General features: G+C 69.2%; 25 protein-coding genes. 14 read left to right on the top strand and 11 right to left on the bottom strand.

Annotated features, from left to right (window positions below):
- Window positions 1–73 precede the first annotated feature (73 nt).
- The 5 genes from ACSQ2H_RS19505 to ACSQ2H_RS19525 all read left to right on the top strand — a co-directional run bounded on the left by ACSQ2H_RS19505 (window position 74) and on the right by ACSQ2H_RS19525 (window position 4,646).
- Window positions 74–1,216 carry an acyl-CoA dehydrogenase family protein gene (locus tag ACSQ2H_RS19505; RefSeq protein ID WP_436063028.1) on the top strand — a complete coding sequence of 381 codons (1,143 nt, stop codon included), beginning with the start codon at window positions 74–76 and terminating at the stop codon, window positions 1,214–1,216.
- 137 nt (window positions 1,217–1,353) lie between these two features.
- Window positions 1,354–2,268, top strand: coding sequence for an acetylglutamate kinase (gene argB, locus ACSQ2H_RS19510; RefSeq protein WP_436063029.1), 915 nt, complete (start codon window positions 1,354–1,356; stop codon window positions 2,266–2,268).
- The gene (locus tag ACSQ2H_RS19515) at window positions 2,265–2,927 is read left to right on the top strand and encodes a pyrimidine 5'-nucleotidase (RefSeq protein WP_436063030.1); all 663 of its coding nucleotides are present in this window, start codon (window positions 2,265–2,267) and stop codon (window positions 2,925–2,927) included. The genes argB and ACSQ2H_RS19515 overlap by 4 nt, the downstream gene beginning before the upstream one ends.
- Window positions 2,927–3,757, top strand: coding sequence for a 2,3,4,5-tetrahydropyridine-2,6-dicarboxylate N-succinyltransferase (gene dapD / locus ACSQ2H_RS19520; protein ID WP_436063031.1), 831 nt, complete (start codon window positions 2,927–2,929; stop codon window positions 3,755–3,757). Before ACSQ2H_RS19515 ends, dapD begins: the two co-directional genes overlap by 1 nt.
- Window positions 3,758–4,154: 397 nt before the next feature.
- Window positions 4,155–4,646: a hypothetical protein gene (locus ACSQ2H_RS19525; protein ID WP_436063032.1), complete on the top strand. Its 492-nt coding sequence runs from the start codon at window positions 4,155–4,157 to the stop codon at window positions 4,644–4,646.
- Window positions 4,647–4,655: 9 nt separating this feature from the next.
- On the opposite strand, the gene ACSQ2H_RS19530 is transcribed toward ACSQ2H_RS19525, so the two are convergent.
- Window positions 4,656–5,291: a hypothetical protein gene (locus ACSQ2H_RS19530; RefSeq protein ID WP_436063033.1), complete on the bottom strand. Its 636-nt coding sequence runs from the start codon at window positions 5,289–5,291 to the stop codon at window positions 4,656–4,658.
- Between the two features lie 182 nt (window positions 5,292–5,473).
- Between ACSQ2H_RS19530 and dapE the strand changes: the two genes are divergently transcribed.
- Window positions 5,474–6,622: a succinyl-diaminopimelate desuccinylase gene (dapE, locus tag ACSQ2H_RS19535; protein WP_436063034.1), complete on the top strand. Its 1,149-nt coding sequence runs from the start codon at window positions 5,474–5,476 to the stop codon at window positions 6,620–6,622.
- A 142-nt stretch (window positions 6,623–6,764) separates the two neighbouring features.
- Here dapE and truA read toward each other — a convergent pair whose 3' ends face one another.
- Window positions 6,765–7,502 (bottom strand): tRNA pseudouridine(38-40) synthase TruA, encoded by a 738-nt coding sequence (truA, locus tag ACSQ2H_RS19540; RefSeq protein WP_436063035.1) that lies wholly within the window; start codon window positions 7,500–7,502, stop codon window positions 6,765–6,767.
- Window positions 7,502–8,428: a methionyl-tRNA formyltransferase gene (gene fmt / locus ACSQ2H_RS19545; protein WP_436063036.1), complete on the bottom strand. Its 927-nt coding sequence runs from the start codon at window positions 8,426–8,428 to the stop codon at window positions 7,502–7,504. The genes truA and fmt overlap by 1 nt, the downstream gene beginning before the upstream one ends.
- A gap of 91 nt (window positions 8,429–8,519) precedes the next feature.
- Here fmt and ACSQ2H_RS19550 point away from each other — a divergent pair, with 91 nt between their 5' ends.
- On the top strand, window positions 8,520–8,861 hold the full coding sequence (locus tag ACSQ2H_RS19550; RefSeq protein WP_436063037.1) for a hypothetical protein: 342 nt from the start codon (window positions 8,520–8,522) through the stop codon (window positions 8,859–8,861).
- Window positions 8,862–8,955: 94 nt separating this feature from the next.
- Here ACSQ2H_RS19550 and def read toward each other — a convergent pair whose 3' ends face one another.
- Together def and rmuC are read right to left on the bottom strand one after the other, a co-directional pair.
- A complete protein-coding gene (def, locus tag ACSQ2H_RS19555; protein WP_436063038.1) occupies window positions 8,956–9,465 on the bottom strand; it encodes a peptide deformylase in 510 nt (169 codons plus the stop codon).
- A 15-nt stretch (window positions 9,466–9,480) separates the two neighbouring features.
- Window positions 9,481–10,752, bottom strand: a complete 1,272-nt coding sequence (gene rmuC / locus ACSQ2H_RS19560) for a DNA recombination protein RmuC (RefSeq protein WP_436063039.1) — start codon at window positions 10,750–10,752, stop codon at window positions 9,481–9,483.
- Window positions 10,753–11,149: 397 nt separating this feature from the next.
- Here rmuC and typA point away from each other — a divergent pair, with 397 nt between their 5' ends.
- The 3 genes from typA to ACSQ2H_RS19575 are packed head-to-tail and all read left to right on the top strand — an operon-like array spanning window position 11,150 to window position 14,642.
- Complete coding sequence (gene typA, locus ACSQ2H_RS19565; RefSeq protein ID WP_436063040.1) at window positions 11,150–12,982, top strand: translational GTPase TypA; 1,833 nt, start codon at window positions 11,150–11,152, stop codon at window positions 12,980–12,982.
- Window positions 12,982–14,283, top strand: coding sequence for a sensor histidine kinase (locus tag ACSQ2H_RS19570; protein WP_436063041.1), 1,302 nt, complete (start codon window positions 12,982–12,984; stop codon window positions 14,281–14,283). The genes typA and ACSQ2H_RS19570 overlap by 1 nt, the downstream gene beginning before the upstream one ends.
- Before the next feature lie 17 nt (window positions 14,284–14,300).
- Entirely contained in the window at window positions 14,301–14,642 is a 342-nt protein-coding gene (locus ACSQ2H_RS19575; RefSeq protein WP_436063591.1) for a response regulator, read from the top strand.
- Between the two features lies 1 nt (window position 14,643).
- Here ACSQ2H_RS19575 and ACSQ2H_RS19580 read toward each other — a convergent pair whose 3' ends face one another.
- Both ACSQ2H_RS19580 and ACSQ2H_RS19585 read right to left on the bottom strand, forming a co-directional pair.
- Window positions 14,644–15,708 (bottom strand): HlyD family secretion protein, encoded by a 1,065-nt coding sequence (locus ACSQ2H_RS19580; RefSeq protein WP_436063042.1) that lies wholly within the window; start codon window positions 15,706–15,708, stop codon window positions 14,644–14,646.
- A gap of 1 nt (window position 15,709) precedes the next feature.
- A complete protein-coding gene (locus ACSQ2H_RS19585) occupies window positions 15,710–17,299 on the bottom strand; it encodes a transporter (protein WP_436063043.1) in 1,590 nt (529 codons plus the stop codon).
- A 153-nt stretch (window positions 17,300–17,452) separates the two neighbouring features.
- On the opposite strand from ACSQ2H_RS19585, the gene ACSQ2H_RS19590 reads away from it, so the two are divergent.
- Together ACSQ2H_RS19590 and ACSQ2H_RS19595 are read left to right on the top strand one after the other, a co-directional pair.
- On the top strand, window positions 17,453–18,619 hold the full coding sequence (locus ACSQ2H_RS19590; protein ID WP_436063044.1) for an aminotransferase: 1,167 nt from the start codon (window positions 17,453–17,455) through the stop codon (window positions 18,617–18,619).
- Window positions 18,620–18,726: 107 nt separating this feature from the next.
- Window positions 18,727–19,296, top strand: a complete 570-nt coding sequence (locus tag ACSQ2H_RS19595) for a hypothetical protein (RefSeq protein WP_436063045.1) — start codon at window positions 18,727–18,729, stop codon at window positions 19,294–19,296.
- Between the two features lie 40 nt (window positions 19,297–19,336).
- Here the strand turns inward: ACSQ2H_RS19595 and ACSQ2H_RS19600 are convergent, their stop codons facing one another.
- The 3 genes from ACSQ2H_RS19600 to ACSQ2H_RS19610 all read right to left on the bottom strand — a co-directional run bounded on the left by ACSQ2H_RS19600 (window position 19,337) and on the right by ACSQ2H_RS19610 (window position 22,885).
- The gene (locus ACSQ2H_RS19600) at window positions 19,337–20,101 is read right to left on the bottom strand and encodes an SDR family oxidoreductase (protein ID WP_436063046.1); all 765 of its coding nucleotides are present in this window, start codon (window positions 20,099–20,101) and stop codon (window positions 19,337–19,339) included.
- A gap of 64 nt (window positions 20,102–20,165) precedes the next feature.
- The gene (locus tag ACSQ2H_RS19605) at window positions 20,166–22,319 is read right to left on the bottom strand and encodes a histidine kinase dimerization/phosphoacceptor domain -containing protein (protein WP_436063047.1); all 2,154 of its coding nucleotides are present in this window, start codon (window positions 22,317–22,319) and stop codon (window positions 20,166–20,168) included.
- The gene (locus ACSQ2H_RS19610) at window positions 22,316–22,885 is read right to left on the bottom strand and encodes a biliverdin-producing heme oxygenase (RefSeq protein WP_436063048.1); all 570 of its coding nucleotides are present in this window, start codon (window positions 22,883–22,885) and stop codon (window positions 22,316–22,318) included. The genes ACSQ2H_RS19605 and ACSQ2H_RS19610 overlap by 4 nt, the downstream gene beginning before the upstream one ends.
- Before the next feature lie 111 nt (window positions 22,886–22,996).
- Here ACSQ2H_RS19610 and ACSQ2H_RS19615 point away from each other — a divergent pair, with 111 nt between their 5' ends.
- Both ACSQ2H_RS19615 and ACSQ2H_RS19620 read left to right on the top strand, forming a co-directional pair.
- Window positions 22,997–23,962: an alpha/beta fold hydrolase gene (locus ACSQ2H_RS19615; protein ID WP_436063049.1), complete on the top strand. Its 966-nt coding sequence runs from the start codon at window positions 22,997–22,999 to the stop codon at window positions 23,960–23,962.
- Window positions 23,963–24,036: 74 nt separating this feature from the next.
- Entirely contained in the window at window positions 24,037–24,789 is a 753-nt protein-coding gene (locus ACSQ2H_RS19620; protein WP_436063050.1) for a sulfite exporter TauE/SafE family protein, read from the top strand.
- Here the strand turns inward: ACSQ2H_RS19620 and ACSQ2H_RS19625 are convergent.
- Window positions 24,786–25,514: an extensin-like domain-containing protein gene (locus ACSQ2H_RS19625; RefSeq protein ID WP_436063051.1), complete on the bottom strand. Its 729-nt coding sequence runs from the start codon at window positions 25,512–25,514 to the stop codon at window positions 24,786–24,788. The genes ACSQ2H_RS19620 and ACSQ2H_RS19625 overlap by 4 nt on opposite strands.
- Between the last annotated feature and the right edge of the window lie 47 nt (window positions 25,515–25,561).

The following is a 25,561-nucleotide window of genomic DNA, read 5'->3' on the forward strand; positions in this document are numbered from 1 at the left end:
ACGCGGGGTCAATCTTTGCGCGCCGCGGCGTCCATGGAAGAACGGCGGGGACGACAGCCTCGGGACCGCCACCATGCTCTCCACCGCCAGCCGCACGGCCTATGACGCCGACCTCGACCTGTTCCGCGACCAGGTGCGCAAGTTCTTCGACAAGGAGCTCTATCCGCACCTCGACCGCTGGGAAGAGGCCGGCATCGTCGATCGCGAGTTCTGGAAGGCTTACGGCGCGGCGGGCCTGCTCTGCCCGCAGGTCCCGGCCGCGTACGGCGGGCTGGAGCTCGACTATCGCTACAACGCGGTGATCGGCGAGGAGCTGTCCTATGCCGGCTCGTCGGCCGGCGTGACGCTGCAGTCCGACATCACCGTCGACTACATCATCAACTACGGCTCGGAGGAGCTGAAGCAGCGGCTGCTGCCGGGCATGGTCTCGGGCGCGATCATCACCGCCATCGCCATGACCGAGCCCGGCACGGGGTCGGACCTGCAGGGCGTGAAGACCACCGCCATCCGCGACGGCAACCACTACGTCCTCAACGGCAGCAAGACCTACATCACCAACGGCCAGAACGCCGACGTGGTGATCGTGGTCGCCAAGACCGATCCGAGCCTGGGCTCGAAGGGCATCTCGCTGATCCTGGTCGAGCGCGGAACCGCGGGCTTCGAGCGCGGCCGCAACCTCGACAAGGTCGGGCAGAACTCGGCCGACACCTCCGAGCTGTTCTTCAACGACGTGCGCGTGCCGATCACCAACTGCCTGGGCGAGGAAGGCCGCGGCTTCGCCTATCTGATGAACCAGCTGGCCCAGGAGCGGCTGCAGATCGCCATCGCCGGCCAGGCCGGGGCGCAGCGGGCCTTCGACGAGGCGGTGAAGTTCACCAAGGACCGCAAGGCCTTCGGGCAGTCGATCTTCGACTTCCAGCACACCCGCTTCACCCTGGCCGCCCTGAAGGCCAAGCTGCAGGCCGGCTGGGCCCACCTGGACTGGGCGATCGCCCGCCACGTGGCCGGCAAGCTCGACGCCGCCGAAGCCTCGGCGGCCAAGCTGTTCCACACCGAGCTGCAGTGGGAGGCCTGCGACATCGCCCTGCAGCTGCACGGCGGGGCCGGCTACATGAACGAGTACCCGATCGCCCGGCTGTGGCGCGACGCCCGCGTCCAGCGCATCTACGGCGGCACCTCGGAGATCATGAAGGAAGTGGTCGCCCGGTCGATCTGAGGCCTGCGCGCCCCCGTGCTCGCCACAGGCGGTGACAGGGGGCCGCAGGTCCGCTATCGGAGCCCCCAACAGCGCGCGAGCCATCGCGCCTGGCTTTGTGTGGCGGAGCCCTGAGCGGCTCCTGGAGGGTTGCGACCTTGACCGACGACGCCGAAGAACAGGGCTGGGCCACCGCCAAGACCCTCGCCGAGGCCCTGCCCTACATCCAGATCTACGACCGCGAGGTCGTGACGATCAAATACGGCGGCCACGCCATGGGCGAGGAAAGCGTCGCCAAGCTGTTCGCGGCCGACGCGGTGCTGCTGAAGATGCTGGGCGTTCACCCGGTCGTGGTGCACGGCGGCGGGCCGCAGATCTCGCGGATGCTCGACAAGGCCGGCGTCAAGTCGACCTTCATCGACGGCCTGCGGGTGACCGACGAGGCGACCATGGAGGTCGCCGAGATGGTGCTGTCGGGCGCCATCAACAAAGAGATCGCCAACTGGATCACGCTGGCCGGCGCCGAGGCCGACGTGCGCGGCGTGGGCCTGTCGGGCAAGGACGCGCGCCTGATCACCGTCGAGAAGGCGCACCGCACCAAGAAGGACCCCGACAGCCAGATCGAACAGGTCGTCGACCTGGGCTATGTCGGCGAGCCGACCCGCATCGATCCGAAGCTGATCGAAGCGCTGATCTACGCCGAGGAGGACTACATCCCCGTGGTCGCGCCGATCGGCGTGTCCAAGGAAGGCGAGACCTACAACATCAACGCCGACACGGTCGCCGGCGCCCTGGCCGGGGCGCTGAACGCCAAGCGCATGCTGCTGCTGACCGACGTGCGCGGCGTGCTGGACAAGAACGGCGAGCTGATCCGCCAGATGACCCTGGCCGAGGCGCGCGAGGCGATCGCCTCGGGCGTCGCCACCGGCGGCATGATCCCGAAGCTGGAGACGGCGATCGCCGCGGTCGAGTCCGGCGTCGAGGCCGTGGTCATCCTGGATGGGCGTCGTCCGCACGCCATGCTCACCGAGCTCTTCACGGAACACGGCTCGGGCACGCTCATCCGCGCATGACGGCGGACCTGACGCATATCGACACCTGGCTGTTCGACCTGGACAACACCCTCTACCCCGAGGAGTCCGGGTTCATGCAGGGCGTCGAGAGCCGCATGACGGCCTTCGTGGTCAAGGTCACGGGGCTGGAGCATGACGCCGCCTACACCCTGCAGAAGCACTACCTGGCCGAACACGGCCTGACGCTGAAGGGGCTGATGCTGCACCACGGCGTCGATCCCGCCGACTTCCACGCCCTGTTCCACGACCTGTCGCTGGACCTGCTGGCCAAGGACCCGGAACTGGTCGCCGCCATCGCACGGCTGCCGGGGCGGCGGCTGATCTTCACCAACGCCGACGACAAGCACGCCGAGCGGGTGCTGGCGCACCTGAACCTGCGCGGGCTGTTCGACGACGTGTTCCACATCCACTCGTTCGGCTTCGCGCCCAAGCCCGACCCGCTGGGCTTCCAGCGGATGATCGACGCCCATGGCCTGACGCCCGCCACCACCGCCTTCTTCGAGGACTCCGAGCGCAACCTGCATCCGGCCGCAGAGCTGGGCATGACCACGGTGCTGGTCGGCTCGCGCGCGCTCGCCTCAACCGCCGACTTTGTCCACCACCGCACCGAAAAGCTGACGCCGTTCCTGAGTTCGGCGCGTCTGAAGGAAACCGCCTGATGTCCGACGACCTGAAGTCCGTGATCGAAGCCGCCTGGGAAGCCCGCGACGGCGTCAACACCAGCACCCAGGGCCAAGTCCGCGAAGCGGTCGAGGAGACCCTGAACCGCCTGGACGCCGGCACCCTGCGCGTCGCCTCGCGCGGCGACGACGGCGTGTGGACCACGCACCAGTGGGCCAAGCAGGCGATCCTGCTGTCCTTCCGCCTGAACGCCAACGAGCTGATCGACGCCGGCGCGCCGCATCCCTACTGGGACAAGATCCCGCTGAAGTTCACGGGCTGGGACGCGGCCAAGTTCGAGGCCGCCGGCTTCCGCGCGGTGCCCGGCTGCGTCGTGCGCCGCGGGGCCTACATCGCCAAGGGCGTGATCATGACCCCGTCGTTCGTCAACATCGGCGCCTATGTCGACGAAGGCACGATGGTCGACACCTGGGCCACGGTCGGCTCCTGCGCCCAGATCGGCAAGAACGTCCACCTGTCGGGCGGCGCCGGCATCGGCGGCGTTCTGGAGCCGCTGCAGGCCAACCCGACCATCATCGAAGACAACTGCTTCATCGGCGCCCGTTCGGAAGTGGCCGAAGGCGTGATCGTGCGTGAAGGCAGCGTGCTGTCGATGGGCACCTTCATCACCTCGACCACCCGCATCGTCGACCGCAAGACCGGCGAAGTGTTCATGGGCGAAGTGCCGCCCTACTCGGTGATCATGCCCGGCTCGATGCCCAGCCCGTTCGGCGAGGGCCTGCCCTCGATCAACTGTGCGGTCATCGTCAAGACCGTCGACGAGCGCACCCGCTCCAAGACCTCGATCAACGAACTGCTGCGCGACTGACGCGCCCCGACCGGCGGCCTGGACCCAGGTTCCAGGGCCGCCGGCCCTCCTGTTCTCCAGACGATTCGCCGGCTGCGGACGATTTCCGCAGCCGGAACGGGCGCCATGCGCGCCTACCCGCGGCCCAGGCCCGCGATTACGCCCGTGACGCCGGGGTCATCCACAGGAAATGCCCCCGTTCCGAGCCGCCGGAACCAATTAACTATAGCATTCGCTTCTCGCGATACTGACGCCTGACTAGGTTATCGCGTGACGCGAATATAGCCGCGGCGAGCAACGACAGTATCCTTAACGTAACCACGCGGCATGTTCGGAGCCCGTTGTTATTCAAGGAGATTGCTATTCGCCACGACCATTGAAGCGAATGGACATTAACTTTAACGCAGGGCCCGAACCAATGACCCCAGCGCCTTCCCTCGCCACCGTCGTCGTCGATACGCCGGACCAGGATGTCCCGCAGCCGGAGGCGCCCTCGTGGGCCGAGCCGGCCGCCGGCTACCTTGAACAGGACGCGATGCGGTTCTTCTATCGCTGGGGCGGCCACCTTTCGGCGACGCTGATCCGGGTCCGTTCGCGCTTCGACGGCGACCTCGACCAGTACCTGCTCTACCTGGTGTTCCTGCTGGCCGAGATTTCCGAGTCCATGCCGCGCGGGCCGCGCCCGCCGCAGACCTTCCGCCGCCGGCGCGGCCTCAACGCGCTCAGTCTGGCCGACATCACCCAGATTCCGCGGGAAACCACGCGGCGCAAGCTGCTGGCCCTGGTCGAGCGCGGCTACCTGGTGCGCGAGCCCGACGGCCTGTTCACGCTGGGCGAGGCCTATGACGTGGATCAGTTCTTCACCGACCTGAAGCCGCTGTTCTGGGACGCGGTGCGGCTGGAGCGCTAGCCGACCGCCCTACTCGATGTTGTCGAGCTTGCGCCACAGACGGCGGATCGCCAGCGCGCGCACCGCCGCATCGTCCGACTCCAGCGGCGCCATGCCGAGTTTCAGCAGGCAATCGTTGAGCGCCAGCGGCTCGCGCCGCGACAGGCGGATGCCCTTGCGGCGCGCGACGGCCTGGAAGCGACGCCAGACGCATTCCGATCCCGACGCGCCTTCCGAGGCCCCCGTCGGCAGCAGGCCGGTCTGCAGCACGCGATGGAAGGCGACCAGGGTCGCGCCGCGGCAGATCCGCGCCGCCAGCACGGCGAAGGCCGCCTCTTCCATCGGCTCGGTCGGCAGGTCCTCGCTTGCCGCCCCCCCGAACAACGTCGCTGGACTGGACGAGCGCACGAAAGCGCTGAGCGCCACATTCCCACGATCGTCGACGAAGGCGTACTGCATCACGTGCTGACGACCGTCGGCGGCGACGGAGCGGACGGCGAAGTAGACGTGTTCACTGGCCGAGACCTGACGCGACGTCGGCGACGGGATAATCTGTTCAGGTAACTGCGTTCCGCGAATAACGCCGCCGCGCTCCAGAATATCAAGGATATCCTCGATCTTCTCAGAAGATGTTCTGGGTTTCTTCTTCTTGAAGAAATTGAACATGACGCAGCACCCCACACCCGGTTCAGGCATAGTTCTTGAATGTGCGCCCCAGGTCGATCCAATTGCTTCCCAATTCGGGATGGTAAACAGGAAACTAACGCCCCATTCTGGGCGCAGCGCCTTGACGCCCCAACGACTCGACAGCCATTGCCCCTGACGGCCGTCGCCGCTACCAGCGAGCCATGCCGCAGCTCGACCCCGTCGCTCTCACCCAAGACCTCATCCGCCGCCCGTCGGTGACCCCCGCCGACGAAGGCGCCATGGACATCGTGCAGCGCACGCTCGAGGGTCTGGGCTTTGCCTGCCGGCGCATGAAGTTCGGCGAGATCGAGAACCTCTACGCCCGGTACGGGACCGCCAGCCCGAACCTCTGCTTCGCCGGCCACACCGACGTGGTGCCGGTGGGCGACGCGGCGGCCTGGAGCCGCGAGGCGTTCGCCGCCGACATCGTCGACGGCATGCTGATCGGCCGCGGATCGGTCGACATGAAGAGCGCGGTCGCCGCCTTCGCCGCCGCCGCGGCCCAGGCCATCTCCGCCGGACAGGTCAGCGGCTCGCTGTCTTTCCTGATCACCGGCGACGAAGAGGGGGTGGCGACCCACGGCACCAAGATGGTGGTCGAGGCGCTGGCCGCCGAGGGCGAGGTCATCGACCATTGCGTGGTCGGCGAGCCGTCCAGCGCCGAGACCTTCGGCGACATGATCAAGATCGGCCGCCGCGGCTCGATCAACACCTGGATCACCGTCGACGGCCGCCAGGGCCACGTCGCCTATCCGCATCGCGCCGCCAACCCGATCCCGGTGCTGATCGACCTGCTGGCCCGGCTGCAGAACCACGTGCTGGACGAGGGCTATACCGGCTTTCAGCCCTCCAACCTGGAAGTGACGACGGTCGACGTCGGCAACGCCGCCACCAACGTCATTCCGGCCCAGGCCAAGGCGCGGCTGAACATCCGCTTCAACCCGGCCCACAAGGGCTCTGAGCTCGCCGCCTGGATCGAGGCCGAAGCCGCCAAGTCGCGTGACGGCTTCGCCGGAACCATCACCGTCGAGCCGGTGATCAGCGGCGAAGCGTTCCTGACCGAGCCTGGCGCCTTCACCGACGTGGTGGCCGCCGCCGTGCAGGACGTGGCCGGAGCGGCGCCAGAGCTGTCGACCACAGGCGGCACCTCGGACGCCCGCTTCATCCGCGCGCTCTGCCCCGTCGTCGAGCTGGGCCTGGTCGGCAAGACCATGCACGCCGTCGACGAGCGCGCGCCGGTGCAGGAGATCCACGACCTGCAGAAGGTCTACGAGCGGCTGATCGAGCGGTACTTCGCGACATTCGGGTAAACCTCGATGCTCCCCCGCTGGGGGAGCTGTCAGCCGCTTGGCTGATTGAGGGGGACTTTGACGGCTGCTGCTTGAGAGCAGTCCCCCTCCGTCTCGATGCTCCGCATCGATCCACCTCCCCCAAAAGGGGAGGATCTGGATCTCAGTACTTCACGCCGGTGAGGTAGAGCCCGTCGGCCGGGGCGACCGGGCCGCAGGCCTTGCGGTCGCGGGCCTCCAGGGCGACGCGGACATCGTCGTGCGCCCAGCGGCCGACGCCCACCTCGGCCAGGGTGCCGGTCATCGAGCGGACCTGCCGATGCAGGAACGAGCGCGAGGCGAACTCCAGCAGCACGTACTCGCCCTCGCGCCAGGCGCGGGCCACGTCCAGCGTCTTCATCGGCGACTTCGCCTGGCACTGCATGTGGCGGAAGGTAGTGAAGTCGTGATGGCCGATCAGCTGGCGGGCGGCGGCGTCCATCGCCTGGGCGTCCAGCGGCTTCTTGACGTGCCAGACCCGGCCTTGGTCGAGGGCCGGCGGGCTCTTGCGGTTGAGGATGCGGTAGATGTAGCGCCGCTCGGTCGCCGAGAACCGGGCGTGCCAGTCGCCGACGGCGATCTCCACGTCGAGCACGGCGATCGGCTCGGGCACGAGATGGGCGTTCATCGCGTCGCGCACGACCTGCGGCCGCCATTCCTTGGCCAGGTCGACATGGATCACCTGGCCGGTGGCGTGGACGCCGGTGTCGGTGCGGCCGGCGGCCTGCAGGCGCAAGGTCTCGCCGCTGAACCCCTTCACCGCGCGCTCGATCGAGCCCTGGACCGAGGGCAGATCGTCCTGAGCCTGGAAGCCCTTGTAGGGGCGTCCGTCGTACTCGATGGTCAGTTTGTAGCGCGGCATCAGGCCAGCTCGGTCCCGGCCGCGACCGGCGCGCCGCGCAGGAAGGTCTCGGCGTCCTGCGGACCCTTGCCCTCGCGCTGGACGCGCAGCAGCCGCACCGCGCCCTCGCCGCAGGCGACCAGCAGCGCGTCGTCCAGCACCTGGCCCGGCGCGCCCTGCCCGTCCTCGAGCCGCGAGAGCAGCGCCTTGACGCGCACGGGGCCCTTGTCGGTCGGCAGTTCGAACCAGGCGCCCGGGAACGGCGACAGGCCGCGGATCTTGCGATCGACCTCGGCGGCCGGCTTTCCCCACGCGATGCGCGCTTCCTTCGGGCGGATTTTCTTGGCGTAGGTCAGGCCCTCTTCGGCCTGCGGCGTGGCCTTGGCCTCGCCGCGCTCGACCGCGGCCATGGTCCGCGCCAGCAGGCCGGCGCCGACGACCGCCAGACGGTCGTGCAGGGTGGAGGCGGTCTCCAGGGCGTCGATGCGCACGGTCTCGGAGGCGAGCACCGGGCCTTCGTCCAGACCTTCAGTCATCTGCATGACCTCGACGCCGGTGACCGCGTCGCCCGCCATGATGGCCCGCTGGATCGGGGCCGCGCCGCGCCAGCGCGGCAGCAGCGAGGCGTGCAGGTTGAAGCAGCCGAGCTTCGGCGCGTCGAGCACGGCGGCCGGCAGGATCTGGCCGAACGCCACCACCACGCCGGCGTCGAGGTTCAGGGCGGCGAAGGCCTCGATCTCGACCGGGTCGCGCATCGAGGCCGGCGTCCTCACCGGAATGCCACGCTCTTCGGCGTAGGCGTGCACGGGCGAGGGCTTCAGCGTCTGGCCGCGGCCGCGCGGCGCGGGGGGCTGGGAATAGACGCAGGCGACCTCGTGCCCGGCCTCGACCAGGGCGGCGAGGGCGGCGACGGCGAAGTCGGGCGTTCCGAGAAAGGCGATGCGCATCAGGCCTGCATGTAACGACGGCGGAGGATTTTAGGAACCTCACGCAAGCTTCGCCGTTCAGAGAAGCACTCGGGAAGGGAGAACCAAATCCATGCGCAATCTGATGATCGTCACCCTGGTCGCTTCGGGCCTCGCCCTGTCGGCCTGCTCGCAGGCCACCCAGGACCAGGCCAAGGCCACGGCCGATCAGGCCGCCGCCGACGCCAAGGCGGCGACCGACCAAGCTGCGGCCGACGCCAAGGCGGCCGCCGACAAGGCCGCCGCGGAAGCTCAAGCCGCGGCCGGAACCGTCGCCGCCGACACCAAGGCCGCCGCGGCCGACGCCAGCGTCGCCGCCAAGGACGCGGCCGCCGACGCCAAGGCCGCCGCCACCGGCGCGGCCAAGGACGCCAAGGCCGCGGTCCACGAAGCCACGGCGCCGGACAAGCACTAGGTCGGACGCGCCTGCCCGTCAGCCGGGCAGGCGCGCTTCCTCGTCTAGGCGACTATTTCTGAGATTGGTCGGACGGACCGGCGCGAGGCCCAGCCTAGGCCGCGCGGGCCTGCTTCTTGACCTTGGCGACCGCGCGGTCGCGCTTCAGGCGCGACAGGTGGTCGATGAACAGCACGCCTTCGAGGTGGTCCATCTCGTGCTGGATGCAGACCGCGAACAGGCCGTCGGCGTCCTCGATCACTTGCTCGCCCTGGTAGTTCAGGTACTTGAGCTTCACGCGGGCGGGACGCTCGACCTCGTCGTAGATGTCGGGGATCGAGAGGCAGCCTTCTTCATAGGGCGCGGTGTCGTCGGAGCTCCAGACGATTTCCGGGTTCACGAAGTAGCGCGGCGCCTTCTCGTCGTCGGGGCCGGAGATGTCCATGACGATCACGCGCTTGGGCACGCCGATCTGGATGGCGGCCAGGCCGATGCCGGGCGCGTCGTACATCGTCTCCAGCATGTCATCCATCAGCGCGCGCAGTTCGTCGTCGACCTTGTCGACGGGCTGCGAGACCAGTTTCAGGACCGGATTCGGAACGACGAGAATTTCACGGATAGCCATAAAAACGCAGGTAGGTCAGCGCCCCTTCGCCGTCAAGGCGGCGAGACGGCCGGTCTCGGGCGCGTCCGGGTCGGCGGCGAGCTTGGCGAGGGGTCGGATTCCGGTCTCTACGGGGGCCAGTTCGGGTAGTTCCTTGCCCTCGTGGTCGACCTTCAGGTCCTCGAAGCGGCGGGCCTGGGTCAGCACCTGGGTCTCCAGAGAACCGACGAACTGGTTGTAGCGGCTGACCGCCGCCTCCAGCGCCTTGCCGACCGAGCCGGCGTGCGCGCCCATCACCGAGATCCGCTTGTAGAGCTCGCGGCCCAGCTTTGAGATCTCCTGGGCGTTGGCGGCCTGCTCCTCGACCCGCCAGCCGTAGACCACCGCCTTGCAGAGCGCGAACAGAGTGGTCGGCGTCACCACCAGCACCCGGCGGTCCATCGCCTCGGTCATCAGGTCGGGCGCGCGTTCCAGCGCCGCGGCCAGGAAGCTGTCGCCCGGAATGAACATGGCCACGAAGTCGGGCGAGCCCTGGTTGAACTGGTCCCAGTAGGCCTTGGCCGACAGGCCCTGCATGTGCGCGCGCACGCTCTGGGCATGGCGCAGATAGGCGGCCTCGCGGCTGGCTTCGTCGGGTGCGTCCTGGGCCTCGAGGAAGGCGTTCAGCGAGCACTTGGCGTCGATGACGAACACCGCCCCGCCCGGTAGGCGCACGGTGACGTCGGGGCGGCGGCGGCCCTCCTCGCTGTCGGTCGAGGTCTGTTCGTCGAAGTCGTAGCGATTGTGCAGGCCGGCGGCCTCCAGGACGTTGCGCAGGGTCTGCTCGCCCCAGCGGCCCTGCACGCCGGCCCCGCGACGCAGCGCCGCAGACAGTTTGCGCGCCTCGGCCTGGGTGGCGCTGGACGCCTGCATCAGCTGGTTGATCTGTTCCTTCAGCCCGCCGGTCTCCTCGGCGCGGGTCTTTTCGACGGCGACGACCTGTTCCTGGAACTTGGCCAGGGTCTCGGCGACGGGCTTCAGCTGCGCCTCGAGCCGGGCCTGGGCGAGTTGCTCTCTATTATGGAAGGTCTCGTCGGCGCGCTTCATCACCTGCTCGGCGATGGCGGAGGCGGCCTGGGCCTGCAGGAAGGCGGTGTTCTTGGCCTCCTGCTCCTCCAACACCCGCAGGCGGGCGGCGGCGTCCTGCAGTTCATATGCGCGGGCTTCGGCGCGATTGGCGCGGCCGCGCTCCATGAGCGCCCAGGCGAGCGCGGGGATGGCCGCCAGCAAGGCGGCGAGGACGGCGAGCAGGAGGGAGTCCAGGTTCATGCTCCGTTCCTATACGGAGTCGGATCCAGGCGATAGTTTCGCCGCCCCAGGGCTCAGGCCAAAAAAAAGCCGGACCCGAAGGCCCGGCAGTTCATTAGGGAGGAAACGCCCAGGAAGGGCAGAAGCGGCAGCGCCGCCTCACAGTTCGAACATATACGGTGCGACGCACAAAACAACAAGCGATTTTGTGCCGGACCCATCACAATTTCTAAAAGCGGCGAAAAAATTCGTTACAAATCAGTGAGATTTGAAGGCGTCTCAGACGGCCCAGGTTTGCTGCACCGCACAACGACACGATATCAATGTTCGGCGCCGCGGCGAGAAGGCGCTGGCGCAAAAGCCATTCCTCACCTAAAAGCGCGCGCTTCCCCAAATAGGCGCCCATAAAGCCAAATCAATGTCGCTCCGCAACATCGCCATCATCGCACACGTCGACCACGGCAAGACGACCCTGGTCGACCAGCTCCTAGCCCAGTCAGGCGTTTTCCGAGCCAATGAGGCGACGGTTGAGCGCGCCATGGACTCCAACGACCAGGAGCGCGAACGCGGGATCACCATCCTCGCCAAGTGCACCAGCGTCCTCTGGAACGGAAAAGCGGGCGAGACCCGCATCAACATCATCGATACCCCCGGCCACGCCGACTTCGGCGGCGAAGTCGAGCGGATCCTCGGCATGGTGGACGGCTGCGTCCTCCTCGTGGACGCCGAAGAAGGCGTCATGCCCCAGACCAAGTTCGTGCTGGGCAAGGCGCTGAAGATGGGCCTGCGCCCGATCCTCTGCCTCAACAAGGTCGACCGCGCCCACGCCGATCCGGACCGCGTCCTCAACGAAGCGTTCGACCTGTTCGCCGCCATGGGCGCGACCGACGAACAGCTGGACTTCCCGCACATCTACGCGTCGGGCAAGAACGGCTGGGCGACGATGGACCTGGCGCAGCCGAACGACAATCTCGGCCCGCTGTTCGACCTGATCGTCGACCACGTGCCGCCGCCCAAGTCCGAGGCCCGCAAGGAAGAGCCCTTCCAGATCCTGTCGGTGCTGATCGAAAGCGACCCGTTCCTGGGCCGCCTGCTGACCGGCCGCATTGAGGCCGGCAAGGCCGTGCCGGGGCTGGCCATCAAGGCGCTGTCGCGTGACGGCAAGGAAATCGAGCGCGGCCGCATCACCAAGGTGCTGGCCTTCCGCGGCCTGAAGCGCCAGCCGATCGACGGCGGCGCGGAAGCCGGCGACATCGTCGCCATCGCCGGCCTTTCGAAGGCCACCGTGGCCGACACCCTGTGCGCGCTGGAAGTCACCGACGCCCTGCCGGCTCAGCCGATCGATCCGCCGACCATCTCGATGACCGTCTCTGTCAACGACAGCCCGCTGGCCGGCCGCGAAGGCGACAAGGTCCAGAGCCGCGTCATCGCCGCCCGCCTGCTGAAGGAAGCCGAGACCGACGTTGCGATCCGGGTGACCGAGACCAGCGAGAAGGACGCCTTCGAAGTCGCCGGCCGCGGCGAACTGCAGCTGGGCGTTCTGATCGAAAGCATGCGCCGCGAGGGCTTCGAAGTCTCCATCAGCCGCCCGCGCGTGGTCTTCCAGACCGACGAGAACGGCCAGCGCATGGAGCCGATCGAAGACGTCATGATCGACGTCGACGACGAATTCACCGGCATCGTCATCGAAAAGCTGTCGGCCCGTAAGGCCGAGCTGAAGGACATGGGTCCGTCGGGCGCGGGCAAGACCCGCATCAGCCTGATGAGCCCCTCGCGCTCGCTGATCGGCTACCAGGGCGAGTTCATGACCGACACCCGCGGGTCGGGCGTGCTGAACCGCGTGTTCAGCCACTACGAGCCCTACAAGGGCGCGATCGACGCCGGCCGTAAGGGCGTGCTGGTCTCCAACTCCGACGGGGAAACCGCGGCCTATGCGCTGTGGAACCTGGAAGAGCGCGGCACCATGTTCGTCGGCGCCGGCGAGAAGACGTACCAGGGCATGATCATCGGCGAGAACAGCCGCGCCGACGACCTGGACGTCAACCCGATGAAGGCCAAGCAGCTGACCAACGTCCGCGCGTCCGGCAAGGACGAGGCCGTGCGCCTGACTCCGCCGCGCCGCATGACCCTCGAGCAGGCCATCGCCTACATCGAGGAAGACGAACTGGTCGAAGTCACGCCGAAGTCGATCCGCCTGCGCAAGCAGGTGCTGAACCCCTCCTTCCGCAAGCGGCGCGTCAAGGAGGAGTAGTGACGCAAGCGGGGGCGACGCCCAGTGCAAGCAGACAGGCGGCGCGCGAACGCGCGTTCCGCCTGCTGGCCGGCACCGTCACCGCACTGTTCCTGGCCTTCGCCGCCCTGGGCGGGTCCTTTTTCTGGTACGACCGCGCGGCCGGATGGCTGACCCACGCCCATGAGGTGCGGATCGAGATCGAAGGCCTGCGCCTGTCGCTGACCGAGGCCGAGTCGGCCCAACGCGCCTTCATCCTCACCGGCGACTCGCAGTTCACCCGCCAAATCGAAGGCGCCCGAACGTCGGCGGCGATCCATATCAGCGCGCTGGAACGGCTGACGCGCGACAATCCCGAACAACAGGAACGGCTGACGCGCCTGCAGGCGCTGATGCTCACCCGGATGGACGTGATCGACCAGACGGTCGCCGCGCGCCGCACCGGATCGCCCGGCGCCGCCATCCAGATCATCCGCCGGGGCCACGGCGTGGCGGCGATGCAGGGCGTGCGCGCCATCGCCGCCGAACTGGAACTGGAGGAACAGCGGCTGCAGCGCCAGCGCGAGCATCAGGTCGCCGTCGTGCGCACGGTGATCATCGCCTCGCTGATCATCTTCGCGGCGCTGCTGGCGCTGCTGTTCTTCAAGGCGCTGCGGGACATCAGCCTGGACCGCGAGGCCGAGGCCGACGTGGCGCAGCGGCTGCGCCGCCTGCTCGCCGACCGCACCCTGCTGCTCGACGAGGTCAACCACCGGGTCAAGAACTCGCTGCAGCAGATCGCCAGCGTCGTGCGCCTGCAATCGCGCGCCGTCGAACACCACGATGCGCGCGAGGCCCTCAACCGGACACTCGACCGGATCATCGCCGTCGGCCGGGTGCACGAGCAGATGTACAAGGCCGACGACGCCATCGGCGCCTTCGACGCCGGCCGCTACACCGAAGCCCTCGCCCAGGACCTGGTCAACTCGCTCGGCCGCGACGACGTCGCCCTGGAAACCGCCATCGAACACGCCGTGCTCGACGTGAAGCAGGCGGTGCCGCTGGCTCTGATCCTCAATGAGTTGATCACCAACGCCTTGAAATACGGCTGCCCGCCCGATAGGCCCTCCAAAATAAGGGTCGCTTTCGGAACAGATGGCGAGCTCTACCGTTTGAGCGTGGCTGATGACGGTGAAGGTCTGCCCAAAGACTTTTCGCCGAGGCAACGTAAGAGCCTCGGGATGCGGGCGATCGAAGCCTTGGCGAGACAACTCGGCGGGCGCTTCGAGATAGAACAACCGAAGTCCGGCGCGTCATTCGCCGTCGTCTTCCCCAGGAGTTGAGCCGCGCAGTGCGTATCATGGTTGTTGAGGACGACGCGCTCATCGCGCTCGACATCGTGGGCCTGTTGGAGGACATGGGCCACGAGGTCGTGGCCGAGGCCGCCGACGCGACCGAAGCCTGGACGCTGGCCGAAGGCGGCCGCCCCGACATCGCACTGGTCGATATCCGTCTGGCCCGCGGCGCGGACGGCGGCGTGCTGGCCCGCCAGCTCTACGACAAGCTGGGCGTCCGCTCGCTGTTCGTTTCGGGCTCGATCACCGAGGAGTTCCGCCGCTCGATGGCGGCGATCAAGCCGATCGGCTTCCTGGGCAAGCCGCTGAGCCGCCGCACGCTGGGCGAGGCGCTGAGCGCCGTCTGAGCTAGCGGCCGCGGGTGTCGATGCTGACCACCGCCGACATGCCGGGGCGCAGGCGCGCGGTCGCCTCCTGCCCGTCCTCGAGGGCGATGCGCACCGGAATGCGCTGAACGACCTTGGTGAAGTTGCCGGTGGCGTTGTCCGGCTTGATCACCGCGAACTCCGATCCTGCAGCCGGGCCGATCCGCTCGACCTTGCCCCGCAGCGTGGTTCCCGGCAGCGCGTCGATGTGGATGCGAACCGGCTCGCCGACCGCGACGTCCTTCATCTGGGTTTCCTTGAAGTTGGCGGTGATCCAGACCGCCTCCGGCACCAGCCCCATCAGCTGGGTCCCCGGCGCCACGTACTGCCCGACCTTGACCCCGACCTCGCCGACCTGGCCGGCGACCGGAGCGGTGATGCGGGTGTTGGCCAGGTCGATCTGCGCCAATTCGAGCGCCGCCTGCGACTGGGCGACGGCGGCCTCCAGCCCCGCGCGGTTGACCCCGACCGAGGCCAGGTCTTCCTGCGCCACCCGGCCCTGCGCCTGGGCCTGGCCGACGGAGGCCTGGGCCTGCTGCACGGCCAGGCGCAGACGGTCGAGCTCGGTCGGGGCCAGCCAGCCCTTCTGGACCAGCGGCTCGGCGCGGCGGAAGTCGGCCTGGGCCTTGGCCAGGGCGGCGCGCGCGCTGACCTCCTCGGCCCCGACCAGGCTGACATTGGCCTGGCCGCGGCGGCGCTGCTGATCCCAGTTGGCGAGGTTGGCCTTTTGCACGGCCAGCGCCGCGCGCGCCTGTTCGACCTTCTGGCGATAGTTGCGATCATCGATGACGACCAAGGTGTCGCCGGCCTTCACCGGCATGAAGTCCTTCACCAGGACCTCGGCGACGTAGCCGTCCAGCTTGGGGCTGATGATGGTCACGTAGCCGCGGACATAGGCGTTGTCGGTGCTCTGCACGCCGGTGTCGAACGGCGGCAGCCGCCAGGCGAACAGCACCAGCAGCACGCCGCCGATCGCCGCCAGCACGATCGGAATGGCGGCGCGCGACCAGGGGCGCTTGGCGGGGGGCGGGGCGGGCGTATCGCTCACGTCAGGCGGCCTCGGCAGGGGTCAGGGCGGCGGCCCGCCGCGCCCGCGCATCCTCGCGCAGCCGAAGGGCCAGGAGATAGGCGAAAACCAGCAGCGACAGCACCGCGATCACCCGGAACACGTCGGCATAGGCCAGCACGGTGGCCTCCCGCGTCGCCAGTTGCGCCAGCAGGGCCAGCCCCTCGCCCTGGCGCAGCGCCGGATCGGCGATGCTCCCGCCATAGGCGCCGGCGTACTGGCGCACACGCGCCGCGACCTGGGGGTCGGTGAGCAGCAGGCGCTCGATAATCTGGGCCGAATGAGCTTTTTCGCGCACCGTCATCAGCGTGCCCAGGAAGGCCGAGCCGGCCAGAGCGCCGAGACTCTGGCCGGCGCCGAAGATCACCGCGAAGCTGATGATGAACTCCTGGCCCTGGCGCATGGCGCGGCCGAAGCCGGCCAGCATGGCGGCGGGCAGGAACAGCGCGCTGGCGAAGGCGATAAGCCCCTGGCTGAGATACATCTGCGCGGGCCGGGTCAGGCTGGTGACGTGGCTGTCCCAGTAGGCGGCGGCCGCGATCAGCAGCAGCGCGATCAGAGCCGGCGTCGAAACCCGAGCCGGATTGATGGTCACCGCCACGATCACCATCCCCGCCAGGGTCGCCCAGAACATCACCCAGGACAGGCCGCGCATCTGCTCGTTGTTCATGCCCATCGCCTGGAGGAAGCCGAAGGCCCCTACCCCCTGCTCCGACAGCACGATGCGGAACAGCAGGATGATCACCACCAGCCGCAGCATATCGGCGCTGGAGAGCCAGCGGATGTGCAGCAGCGGCTTCTCCCTGTGCAGCTCGACCAGCACCGACGCCGCCAGCAGCACGATGGCCGCGACCAGCGCCCAGCCGAGCCATGGGGCGTCGAACCACCAGACATAGCGCCCCTGGGCGAGCACGGCGCAGAGCAGCGCCACCCCTGGCGCGAAGAGCGCGAAGGTCAGGAAGTCGCGCGCCTGGAACATCTTCACGCGCGGCATCGGCGGCACGCGCACCAGGTTGACGGCGACCAGGCAGAGGAGGCTGAGACCGATCTCCAGCAGGTAAAGGCCGTGCCACTGTCCGATCTGCAGCAGGTCGGACGACACCAGTCGCGACAGCGGCGCGGCCAGTTGGCTCCAGCCGACGCCGAGCGCGATGCCCATCGGCCTCCGGTGCTCGGGCACGGCGGCGATCATGTAGAGCAGCGCCATGGTCGATAGCGCCGTGGCCGCGACGCCCGACGCCGCACGCACCGCGATCGCCGAGCGAAGGTCGTCGGTGAACAGGTGGGCGACGGCGACGACGATGAACAGGCCCAGCCCGATGTCGCCAAAGAGGCGCAGGCCGTACTGGAAGCGGAACTTGATCGCGAGCAGACCGATGGTGGCGTTGGTGGCGGTGTAGGCTGTCGACAGCCAGGCCGCTTCGCCGGGATAGGCGCCGAGCGAGCCCTGGATCCAGGGCAGGTTGTTGTTGACCAGGTTGAAGCCGAGTCCCTGGGTCAATCCGAGCAGAAGCGACACGCCGCCGTAGGCGATCGCCCGCCTCCAGCCCGTCGGCGGTTGGGATCCGCCCATGCCTCCGGCCCCTCCTTCGCCCTGGACCGGCCGCCGCAAGCTAGAGCGGAAGTCCGGCCCAAGATCACAACGCGCATGGTCGCCGGAAGTGGCGCCGCCGAGGCGAGATCGAGGCCGGACGCGTCCTGCGCCCAGCTGTGCTAGGCAAGCCGCATGGCCAATCCGATCTTCGCAAACCTGCCGACCACCATCTTCGAGGAGATGTCGGGCCTGGCCCGAGAGCTCGGGGCGATCAACCTCGGCCAGGGCTTCCCGGACGATCCCGGCCCGCAGGCGATCCGCGAGCGCGCCGCCGACGCGGTGCTGAACGGCTACAACCAGTATCCGCCGATGGCCGGGCTGCCCGAATTGCGCGCCGCCGTGGCCGCCCACTACGCCCGCACGCAAGGCCTGGATCTCGACTGGGCCAGCGAGGTCACCATCACCTCTGGCGCGACGGAGGCGCTGGCCGCCGCCTTCCTGGGGCTTATCCAGCCCGGCGACGAGGTGGTGGTCTTCCAACCGCTGTACGACGCCTACCTGCCGCTGATCCGCCGGGCCGGCGGCGTGCCGCGCCTGGTCAAGCTGAGCCCGCCGCATTGGCGCTTCGACCGCGCGATGCTTGAGGCGGCGTTCGGCCCGCGCACGCGGTTCGTGGTCCTGAACAACCCGATCAACCCGGCCGGCGCTGTGCTGCCGCGCGATGATCTGGCGCTGCTGGCCGAGTTCTGCGTCGCGCACGACGCCGTCGCGATCTGCGACGAGGTCTGGGAGCAGGTGGTGTTCGACGGCGCCCGGCACCTGCCGCTGATCGCCTTCCCCGGCATGCGCGAGCGGACGGTGAAGATCGGCTCGGCCGGCAAGATGTTCGGCCTCACCGGCTGGAAGGTCGGCTTCCTGTGCGCTGCGCCTGAGCTGACCCGCGCGCTGTCGAGGACGCACCAGTTCCTGACCTTCACCACCGCGCCGAATCTGCAGGCGGCGGTGGCCTGGGGACTGGAGAACAGCGGCGACTGGTTCGAGGCCATGCCCCGCGAGTTGCAGCGCTCACGCGACCGGCTGGCCGCCGGCCTGGCCAGCGAGGGCTTCGTCACCCTGCCGGCGCAGGGCACCTACTTCCTCAATATCGACCTGGCGGCCTCGGGGATCGAGGAGCCCGACCGGGCCTTCGCCCTGCGCGCGGTCAGGGCCGCGGGCGTCGCCAGCATTCCGGTCTCGGCCCTCTACGAAGAGGATCACGTAACCACCATCCTGCGGCTCTGCCTGGCCAAGAACGACCAGACCTTGGACGAGGGCGTGCGCCGGCTGGCCAAGGCCCGCGAGCTCTCGCGCCGGGCCTGAGGTTCCCCCGCCGAACGAGCCGTTAGTAGCGTGCAGGTTGTCTGAGGTTCCCGTAACGCCGTTCCCGTGCCTATCCTGGGGCGAGACGATTTCGAGAGGAACGTGACATGCACCCGGGTTCCAAGAAGGCCGTGAAGATCGGCGTCGCCCTGGCGGCGGCTGGCGCCGTGCTGACGGGGGGCGTCGCCCAGGCCCAGTACTACGGCTATGCGGCCCCGGCGCCTGTCCACTACGCGCGCGTCGGCCCGGCCGATCCCTGCGCCCGAACGGCCGCGCAGCGCGCCCTCGGCTGGGGCATCGTCGGCCTGATCGCCGGCGGCCTGGCCGGCGGCGCGGCGGCCGGCGCCGGCGTCGTCGCCGAAGGCGCGGGCCTCGGCGCCTTCGTGGGGTCGATCATCGGCGGCGTCGCCGGTTCGCGGTCCGCCGCCTGCGGCACCGCCGCCATCGCCGCGGCCCAGGGCGCCTACGGCCCGTTCTACGGCCAGGGCTATCCGGCCCAAGGCGGCCACCCGACCTACGCCGTCGGCGGCGCGCAGCCGGTCACCTACTACGAATACCGCCGGACCTATCGCAGCTACGAGGCCCCGCAGCCCGGCTGGCAACAGCCGCCGCAGCAGTTCGCGCCGCCGCAGCAGTTCCAGCCGCCGCCGCAGTTCGCGCCGCAGCCGCGGAACTAGGGGCGGGCGCGCTCGCCGCGCCTCGCCCCTTCGCGTCCGATCAGCAGGTCGAGCCGCCGTCCACGACGATGGCTTGACCCGTCATCCACGACCCGGCCTTGGAGGCCAGGAACACCGCCGCGCCGGCGATGTCGTCCGGCTCGCCCAGGCGGCGCAGCGGATTGTTGGCGCTCGAGCGTTTTTCGGCTTCCGGGGTGTCCCACAGCGCCTTGGCGAAGTCGGTCTTCACCAGGCCCGGCGCGATGCAGTTGACCCGCACGTTGTCGGGGCCGAGCTCGACCGCCAGGTTGCGGGCCAGCTGGAAGTCGGCGGCCTTGGAGATGTTGTAGGCGCCGATGCCGGTCGAGCCGCGCAGGCCGCCGATCGACGAGATGATGATCACCGCGCCGTCCTTGCGCTCGCGCATCTGCGGCGCGGCCATCTGGATCAGCCAGTTGTTGGCGATGATGTTGTTGTCGAGAATCTTGCGGAACTGGTCGTCGTTGATCTGCGACATCGGGCCGAAGAACGGGTTGGTCGCGGCGTTGCAGACCACGATGTCGATCTGGCCGAACGCCTTGACCGTCTCGTCGACCAGGCGCTGAAGGTCTTCCTTCGAGGAGATCGAGGCCGGAACGGCGATGGCCGCGCCCGGATGCTTCTCGTTGATCGCCGCGGCGACCTCGTCGCAGGGGCCGGCCTTGCGCGAGGAGATCACCACCTTGGCGCCGTGCTCGGCCATTCGCTCGGCGATCGCCTTGCCGATCCCGCGCGAGGATCCGGTGATGACAGCGACCTTTCCGGTCAGGTCGAACAGTTCGCCCATGGCGCTCCCTCCAAACAAATGTTTGATTTTGTCGTCGTCATTTGCGGCGCCGGGCGCCGTTGGGTCAAGCGTCGGCTTCGAAGCTCAGCGGCGCGGTCAGCACCACCCGCAGGCCGGGGTCGTTGTCCTGATAGTCGAGCGCGCCGCGCAGCTGGGCGACCATGGCGTTCATCATGCGCGTGCCGAAGCCCTGCCCCGGCCCGTGGCGGCCGCCGCCCCGGTCGCCGACCACCACCATCATCCGCCCGCCCGATTGCGAGAGCGCGATGTCGATCGGGCCGGACCGGCCGCCGTAGGCGTACTTGTTCGCATTGATGACCAACTCGGTGATGATCAAGCCCAAGGTCACGGCGCGGTCGGTCGCGATCACCACCGGCGCGAGGTCGAGCGACACCTGCCCCTCCCACTCCGATCCCATCGAGGCGGCCATGTCGTCGACCAGTTCCTCGATGTAGCGCGACAGGTCGATGTGCTCGATCTGATCGGCGCGATAGAGCCGGCGGTGGACGAGGGCCACGGCGCTCAGTCGCCGCCGCGCCTCCTCGAAGCTGTCCTTCAGCTCGTCGCTGTCCGAGGCGCGCGCCTGCAGGCCCAGGAAGCTCGACACCAGCTGCAGGCTGTTCTGAACCCGGTGGTTCACTTCGCGCAGCAGCAGCTCCTTCTGTTCGATCAGCCCGTCCTTTTCCGACAAGGTCTCCGACAGGCGGGCGTTGAGCTCGCGCATCCGGCGGGTCTGGCGCACGTCGAGCACCGCACGCCGCAGGTGCTCGGCCGCGTCCAGCTCGGCCGGCGTCCAGGGCCGCGACCGGCCGTGCACCGCTTCGCTCCAGGCCTCGAATGAGGCGCGCGGGGTCAGCACGCCGTCCGGCCCGGCCGCAATCTTGTGCGGGTTGCCGGCCCAGTTGATCTCCTCGACCTGCTCGGCGCGGAACCAGAGGATGTGGAACGGTTCGTCGCGCGAGACGATCACCGACAGCAGGCCGCTGGCGACATCGCGGAACGCCGCCGCGGCCGGGTAGGCGTCCGGCAGCCGGCTGGTCTCGAACGGGTCGGCGCGGTCCCCGGCCGCCAGCCAGGCGGCGAGGTCGCGCACCGCGCTTTCCGCCGGACAGGCGCCGGCCTGATGCAGCTCCCCGCCCCGCAGGACCGCGACGCCGTCGGCGTTCAGGGCCCGCATCACGTCGGGCAGCACCTCGCGCAAGCCGTCGTCGAGCGAGGACGCCCGCGACAGCAGACGGACGATCTCGTCCTCCATGCTGCGCAGGCGGATCCGCTCGCGCAGCATCTCGGCCTCTTCCTTGGCCTTGATCTGGCGCACCAGGCCGCCGGACAGCGCGCGGCAGGCGACCCGGATGTCGTAGGGCATCAGCGCCGGCGTGGCGTGATGGCAGGCGATCAGGCCCCACAGTTCGCCGTCGCGCACGATCGAGATCGAGGCCGAGGCCCCGACGCCCATGTTCTGCATGTACTGCATGTGGATCGGCGAGACGCTGCGCAGCGCGCAGTCGCTCATGTCCAGCGGCGCGCCGGTCCAGGCCGGCCTCAGAGGGGCCGGCTCGTAGCGCACGTCCGGAATCACCCGCACCAGGTTGCGCAGATAGAGGGCGCGCGCCTGCCGGGGGATGTCCGAGCCCGGAAAGCGATGGTTGAGGAACGCCGGCATGAAGTCGGCCCGGTCCTCGGCCAGCACCGCCCCGGCGTCGTCGTCCAGGAAGCGATAGATCATCACCCGGTCGAAACCGGTGATGCGGCGGAACTCCACGGCGGCCCGCTCGCAGAGCGCCTTGAGATTGGCGGCCCGCTCGAAGGCCAGGCCGGCCGCCTCCAGCGCGCCGAGAATGGACGAGCCCGACGCCGGGACCGCGGGGCCAGGCTCGATCTCGACCAGCACCAGGTCGCCCTGATCGCGGGCGTGAACATCGAACAGCCGCGCGCCGAGCCGGAGTTGCCCGGCGAAGCCGCCGGTGGCCGAGGACTCCGTCAGCCGCCCGACACGGTCGGCGATCTCGTCGCCCAACAGCCGCCCCAGGGTCGCGCCCCGCCAGTCGGCGACCCCGAGCAATTCCTCGACCGGTCCGGCCACGTGGCCCACCGTCAGGTTGTCGCGATCGACCACCAGCAACATGCCGTGCGGCTGGATCGAGCCCGGGATGTGGATCGGCTCGCGGTCGCAGGAGGTCAGGTCGACCTCCGCCGCGGCGTCGAGTTCGAGGCTCATGCGGCTGCTCCTTCGAGCAGGACCCGCTCGGCATGCGCAAAGCCGAGCGCGCCTCCGCGGGCGACCGCTTCGCCGCGGGCCGTATCATGCGGCGGGCTTTCCCGGTCCAGAACGGAGAGGAAGGCGCGCCAGGCCTCGCCGGTCCGCGCGCCATAGGGATCGAGGAAACTCAGCCCGGTCATGTCGAGGCCGGCGCGTTCGGCCTGCTTGCGGATCACCTTGCCGCCGAGGCTGGAGCCTTCGAGGACGTACATGAAGCCCAGCGCTTCGGCGCCGTCGGCCGGCGCGGGCGCCGCGGCGGGCGTCTGCGGGTTCAGACCGAGGGCGGCGAGGTCGGCTTCCAGCGAGCGGGTGCGGCGGCGGGCCGAAAAGTCCAGGCCCGCGACGTCCGCCAACCAGGGCTCGAGCACGGTCTCCATGCCCGCGTGGAGGCTGTGAAAGCGCGCCGCCAATGCGCGGCGGCCGTCCAGAGACTGCATCCTGGCAAGGATATCGAGCCGCTCTTCCAGTCGTTCGTGCGCCGGCCTCGTGGCTTCGCGCAGACGTTCGAGAACGCTATGGGACACTCAGACTCCTAAACGCCCCCCAAGCCGCAAGCGCCGGCGGCCCATACCCGGGTTCACCCTGAGGCCAACGAAACAGTTTGTCGATCCGCAATGGCCGGTTAGCGTCCATCCATGCACGAATTCAAGAACATCGCGCTCCCCGACGTCACCCTGCGGGCCGCCATTCAAGGCTCCGGTCCGCTGGTCGTCATGGTCCACGGCTTCCCGGAAAGCTGGTACAGCTGGCGCCACCAGATGGGCCCGGTGGCCGAAGCCGGCTTCACCGCCTGCGCCATTGACGTGCGCGGCTATGGCGGCTCGACGCGGCCGCCGGCCGTCGAAGACTACGACATGGAGCACATGGTCGCCGACGTGGCCGGGGTGATCGAGGCGCTGAGCCCCGACGCGCCCGCCGTGCTGGTCGGGCACGACTGGGGCGCGCCGATCGTCTGGAACACCGCCCTCGTCCGCCCCGACCGCGTGCGCGCCGTCGCCGGGCTGTCGGTGCCCTACACCGGCGTGCCCAAGCGGCCGTTCAGCGACATGATCGAGAGCGTGTTCACCAGCCGCGGCAAGTTCTTCTACCAGGCCTGGTTCCAGAACGTCGGCCCGGCCGAGGCTGAGCTGGAGGCCAATGTCCGCGACGGTCTTCGCAAGTTCTACTACGCGATCAGCGGCGACGCGCCGGACGGGACCTGGCCGACCGACAAGACCCACGGCCAGAGCCTGCTGGAGGGGCTGGTCGACCCGAACCCCTTCCCCGCATGGCTGACCGACGCCGACCTCGACTACTACGTGGCCGAGTTCGAACGCTCGGGCTTCCGCGGGCCGATCAACCGCTACCGCAACCACCAGCGCGACTTCGCGTACCTGAGCCAGTTCGAGGGCCGCAAGATCGAGCAGCCGTCGCTGTTCGTCGGCGGCGAGCGCGACCTGGTGCTGTCGATGCTGGGCAAGGGCGACCTGATGGCGATCATGGGCGCGGAGATGCCCAACCTGCGCGGCGCCGACGTGCTGCCCGGCTGCGGGCACTGGACCCAGCAGGAGCGGCCGCAGGAGGTCAACGATCGGCTGCTGCCCTGGTTGAAGTCGCTCTAGCCTTCGCCGATCGCGAAGGCTGACCCCGGCGACCGCGCATTGTGCGGCCGTCCTGCCCGGCGCAGCTTGGCGCCATGGGCAGCGAATTCCTCTTGCTGGGCGCGGGACTGCTGGCCGGGGCGATGAACGCCCTGGCCGGCGGCGGCTCGTTCGTCACCCTGCCGGCGTTGATCGCGGCGGGCGTGCCTTCGGTGGCGGCGAACGCCTCCAGCACCGTGGCGCTCTATCCCGGCGGCCTGGCCAGCGCCTGGGTCTACCGGCAGGGCCTGACCGAGGTCTGCGGCGTGCCGGTGCGGCCGATGCTGGCGGTCACCCTCGCCGGCGGCCTGGCCGGCAGCCTGCTGCTGCTGTGGACGCCGTCCTCGACCTTCGACGTGATCCTGCCGTGGCTGCTGCTGACCGCCACCCTGGCCCTGGCGTTCGGGCCGCGCATCGCGCCCTGGCTGCAGCGTCACGCCCAGGTCGGGCCGGTCCCGATCCTGGTCCTGCAGTTCGCGCTGGGCGTCTATGGCGGCTATTTCGGCGGCGCGGTCGGGCTGATGATGATGGCCGCCTGGAGCCTGCTGGCCGGGGTCGATCTCAAGCAGCTCAACCCGCCGCGCACCCTGATGGTCAGCGCCGCCAACACCATCGCCGTGGTCTGCTTCGTGATCGCCGGCGCGGTGCGCTGGCCCGAGACGCTGCTGGTCGGGCTCGGCGCGATCGTCGGCGGCTATCTGGGCGCGCACCTGGGGAAGCGGCTGGACCCGCGGGTGGTGCGCGCCGCCACCATCGCGCTGTCGGTGGTGATGACCGCGGTGTTCTTCGTGCGCGCCGCGCGCGGCTAGCGGCAGATCCGGAAGGGTCCGGAGTCCAGGTGCAGGTGATCGCGGTGAGCGGCGTTGTAGTCGGGGCTCAGCGTCGTGCGGAACCAGCCGCAGGCTTCGTGGCGCGAGCGACGCAGGAACGCGCCCCGCCCGTCCTCGCCATCGAACTGGCCGAGCACGCGCAGCTTGCGGCCGCTGGCCGTCGTGAAGCCGCCGACGTCGAGGGCGTTGGCGAAGGCATGCTGGCTGCGCGGGCCCTCGGCGCGTCCGTACATGTTGCGGCAGGCGTAGGTTCCCATGTGATCGACGCTGGCGATCGACTCACCGAGCAGCTCGCGGGCGGCGGGCTGCAGGCCGTAGCGGTCCCAGGCGGCGTAGGTCAGGGCCTGACCGCAGGTCATCACCGGGGCGGCCGGCGACAGCGGCGTCGTCCCGCCCCGCAGCCGCACCGCATCGAGCTGCGAGCAGCCGGCCTCGCGGCGGGGCGGGCTCTCGTCGAACCGCACGCCGCCGGCCCGCAGCGCCGCGCGGCAGCGGCCGGGATCGGCGGCGGCGCGTCGCAACTGCTGATGGGTCGCCAGGCCGGGCGGAGCCGACAGGGTCAGCGGCTTCCAGGGCAGATCCTGCGGCGGCAGCGCCGCGTTCGCCCAGCAGACCAGGATCGCGACCGCCAGCGCCGCGTCGGCCAGGGTCGCCCAGACCGCGCCCCAGAACACGCCGGATGATTGAAACGCGATCAGACGCACGCGGACTGGCTTCTCTTCCCTAGCGGCGCCGACCTATGGTCGAGGTC

Origin of the sequence: Phenylobacterium sp. LjRoot97 (assembly GCF_964254345.1) — a bacterium.
Taxonomy (GTDB): Bacteria; Pseudomonadota; Alphaproteobacteria; order Caulobacterales; family Caulobacteraceae; genus Phenylobacterium.

Bases quoted from the DNA above. Each gene is read 5' to 3' on its own strand.
- fmt (WP_436063036.1), bottom strand. From the start codon at position 8,428: ATGCGCATCGCCTTTCTCGGAACGCCCGACTTCGCCGTCGCCGCCCTC.
- ACSQ2H_RS19515 (WP_436063030.1), top strand. From the start codon at position 2,265: ATGACGGCGGACCTGACGCATATCGACACCTGGCTGTTCGACCTGGAC.
- ACSQ2H_RS19585 (WP_436063043.1), bottom strand. From the start codon at position 17,299: ATGGGCGGATCCCAACCGCCGACGGGCTGGAGGCGGGCGATCGCCTAC.
- ACSQ2H_RS19525 (WP_436063032.1), top strand. From the start codon at position 4,155: ATGACCCCAGCGCCTTCCCTCGCCACCGTCGTCGTCGATACGCCGGAC.
- ACSQ2H_RS19550 (WP_436063037.1), top strand. From the start codon at position 8,520: ATGCGCAATCTGATGATCGTCACCCTGGTCGCTTCGGGCCTCGCCCTG.
- ACSQ2H_RS19615 (WP_436063049.1), top strand. From the start codon at position 22,997: ATGCACGAATTCAAGAACATCGCGCTCCCCGACGTCACCCTGCGGGCC.
- ACSQ2H_RS19620 (WP_436063050.1), top strand. From the start codon at position 24,037: ATGGGCAGCGAATTCCTCTTGCTGGGCGCGGGACTGCTGGCCGGGGCG.
- ACSQ2H_RS19575 (WP_436063591.1), top strand. From the start codon at position 14,301: ATGGTTGTTGAGGACGACGCGCTCATCGCGCTCGACATCGTGGGCCTG.
- ACSQ2H_RS19605 (WP_436063047.1), bottom strand. From the start codon at position 22,319: ATGAGCCTCGAACTCGACGCCGCGGCGGAGGTCGACCTGACCTCCTGC.
- ACSQ2H_RS19600 (WP_436063046.1), bottom strand. From the start codon at position 20,101: ATGGGCGAACTGTTCGACCTGACCGGAAAGGTCGCTGTCATCACCGGA.
- rmuC (WP_436063039.1), bottom strand. From the start codon at position 10,752: ATGAACCTGGACTCCCTCCTGCTCGCCGTCCTCGCCGCCTTGCTGGCG.
- ACSQ2H_RS19595 (WP_436063045.1), top strand. From the start codon at position 18,727: ATGCACCCGGGTTCCAAGAAGGCCGTGAAGATCGGCGTCGCCCTGGCG.
- ACSQ2H_RS19590 (WP_436063044.1), top strand. From the start codon at position 17,453: ATGGCCAATCCGATCTTCGCAAACCTGCCGACCACCATCTTCGAGGAG.
- typA (WP_436063040.1), top strand. From the start codon at position 11,150: ATGTCGCTCCGCAACATCGCCATCATCGCACACGTCGACCACGGCAAG.
- ACSQ2H_RS19505 (WP_436063028.1), top strand. From the start codon at position 74: ATGCTCTCCACCGCCAGCCGCACGGCCTATGACGCCGACCTCGACCTG.
- dapD (WP_436063031.1), top strand. From the start codon at position 2,927: ATGTCCGACGACCTGAAGTCCGTGATCGAAGCCGCCTGGGAAGCCCGC.
- truA (WP_436063035.1), bottom strand. From the start codon at position 7,502: ATGCCGCGCTACAAACTGACCATCGAGTACGACGGACGCCCCTACAAG.
- ACSQ2H_RS19530 (WP_436063033.1), bottom strand. From the start codon at position 5,291: ATGTTCAATTTCTTCAAGAAGAAGAAACCCAGAACATCTTCTGAGAAG.
- dapE (WP_436063034.1), top strand. From the start codon at position 5,474: ATGCCGCAGCTCGACCCCGTCGCTCTCACCCAAGACCTCATCCGCCGC.
- def (WP_436063038.1), bottom strand. From the start codon at position 9,465: ATGGCTATCCGTGAAATTCTCGTCGTTCCGAATCCGGTCCTGAAACTG.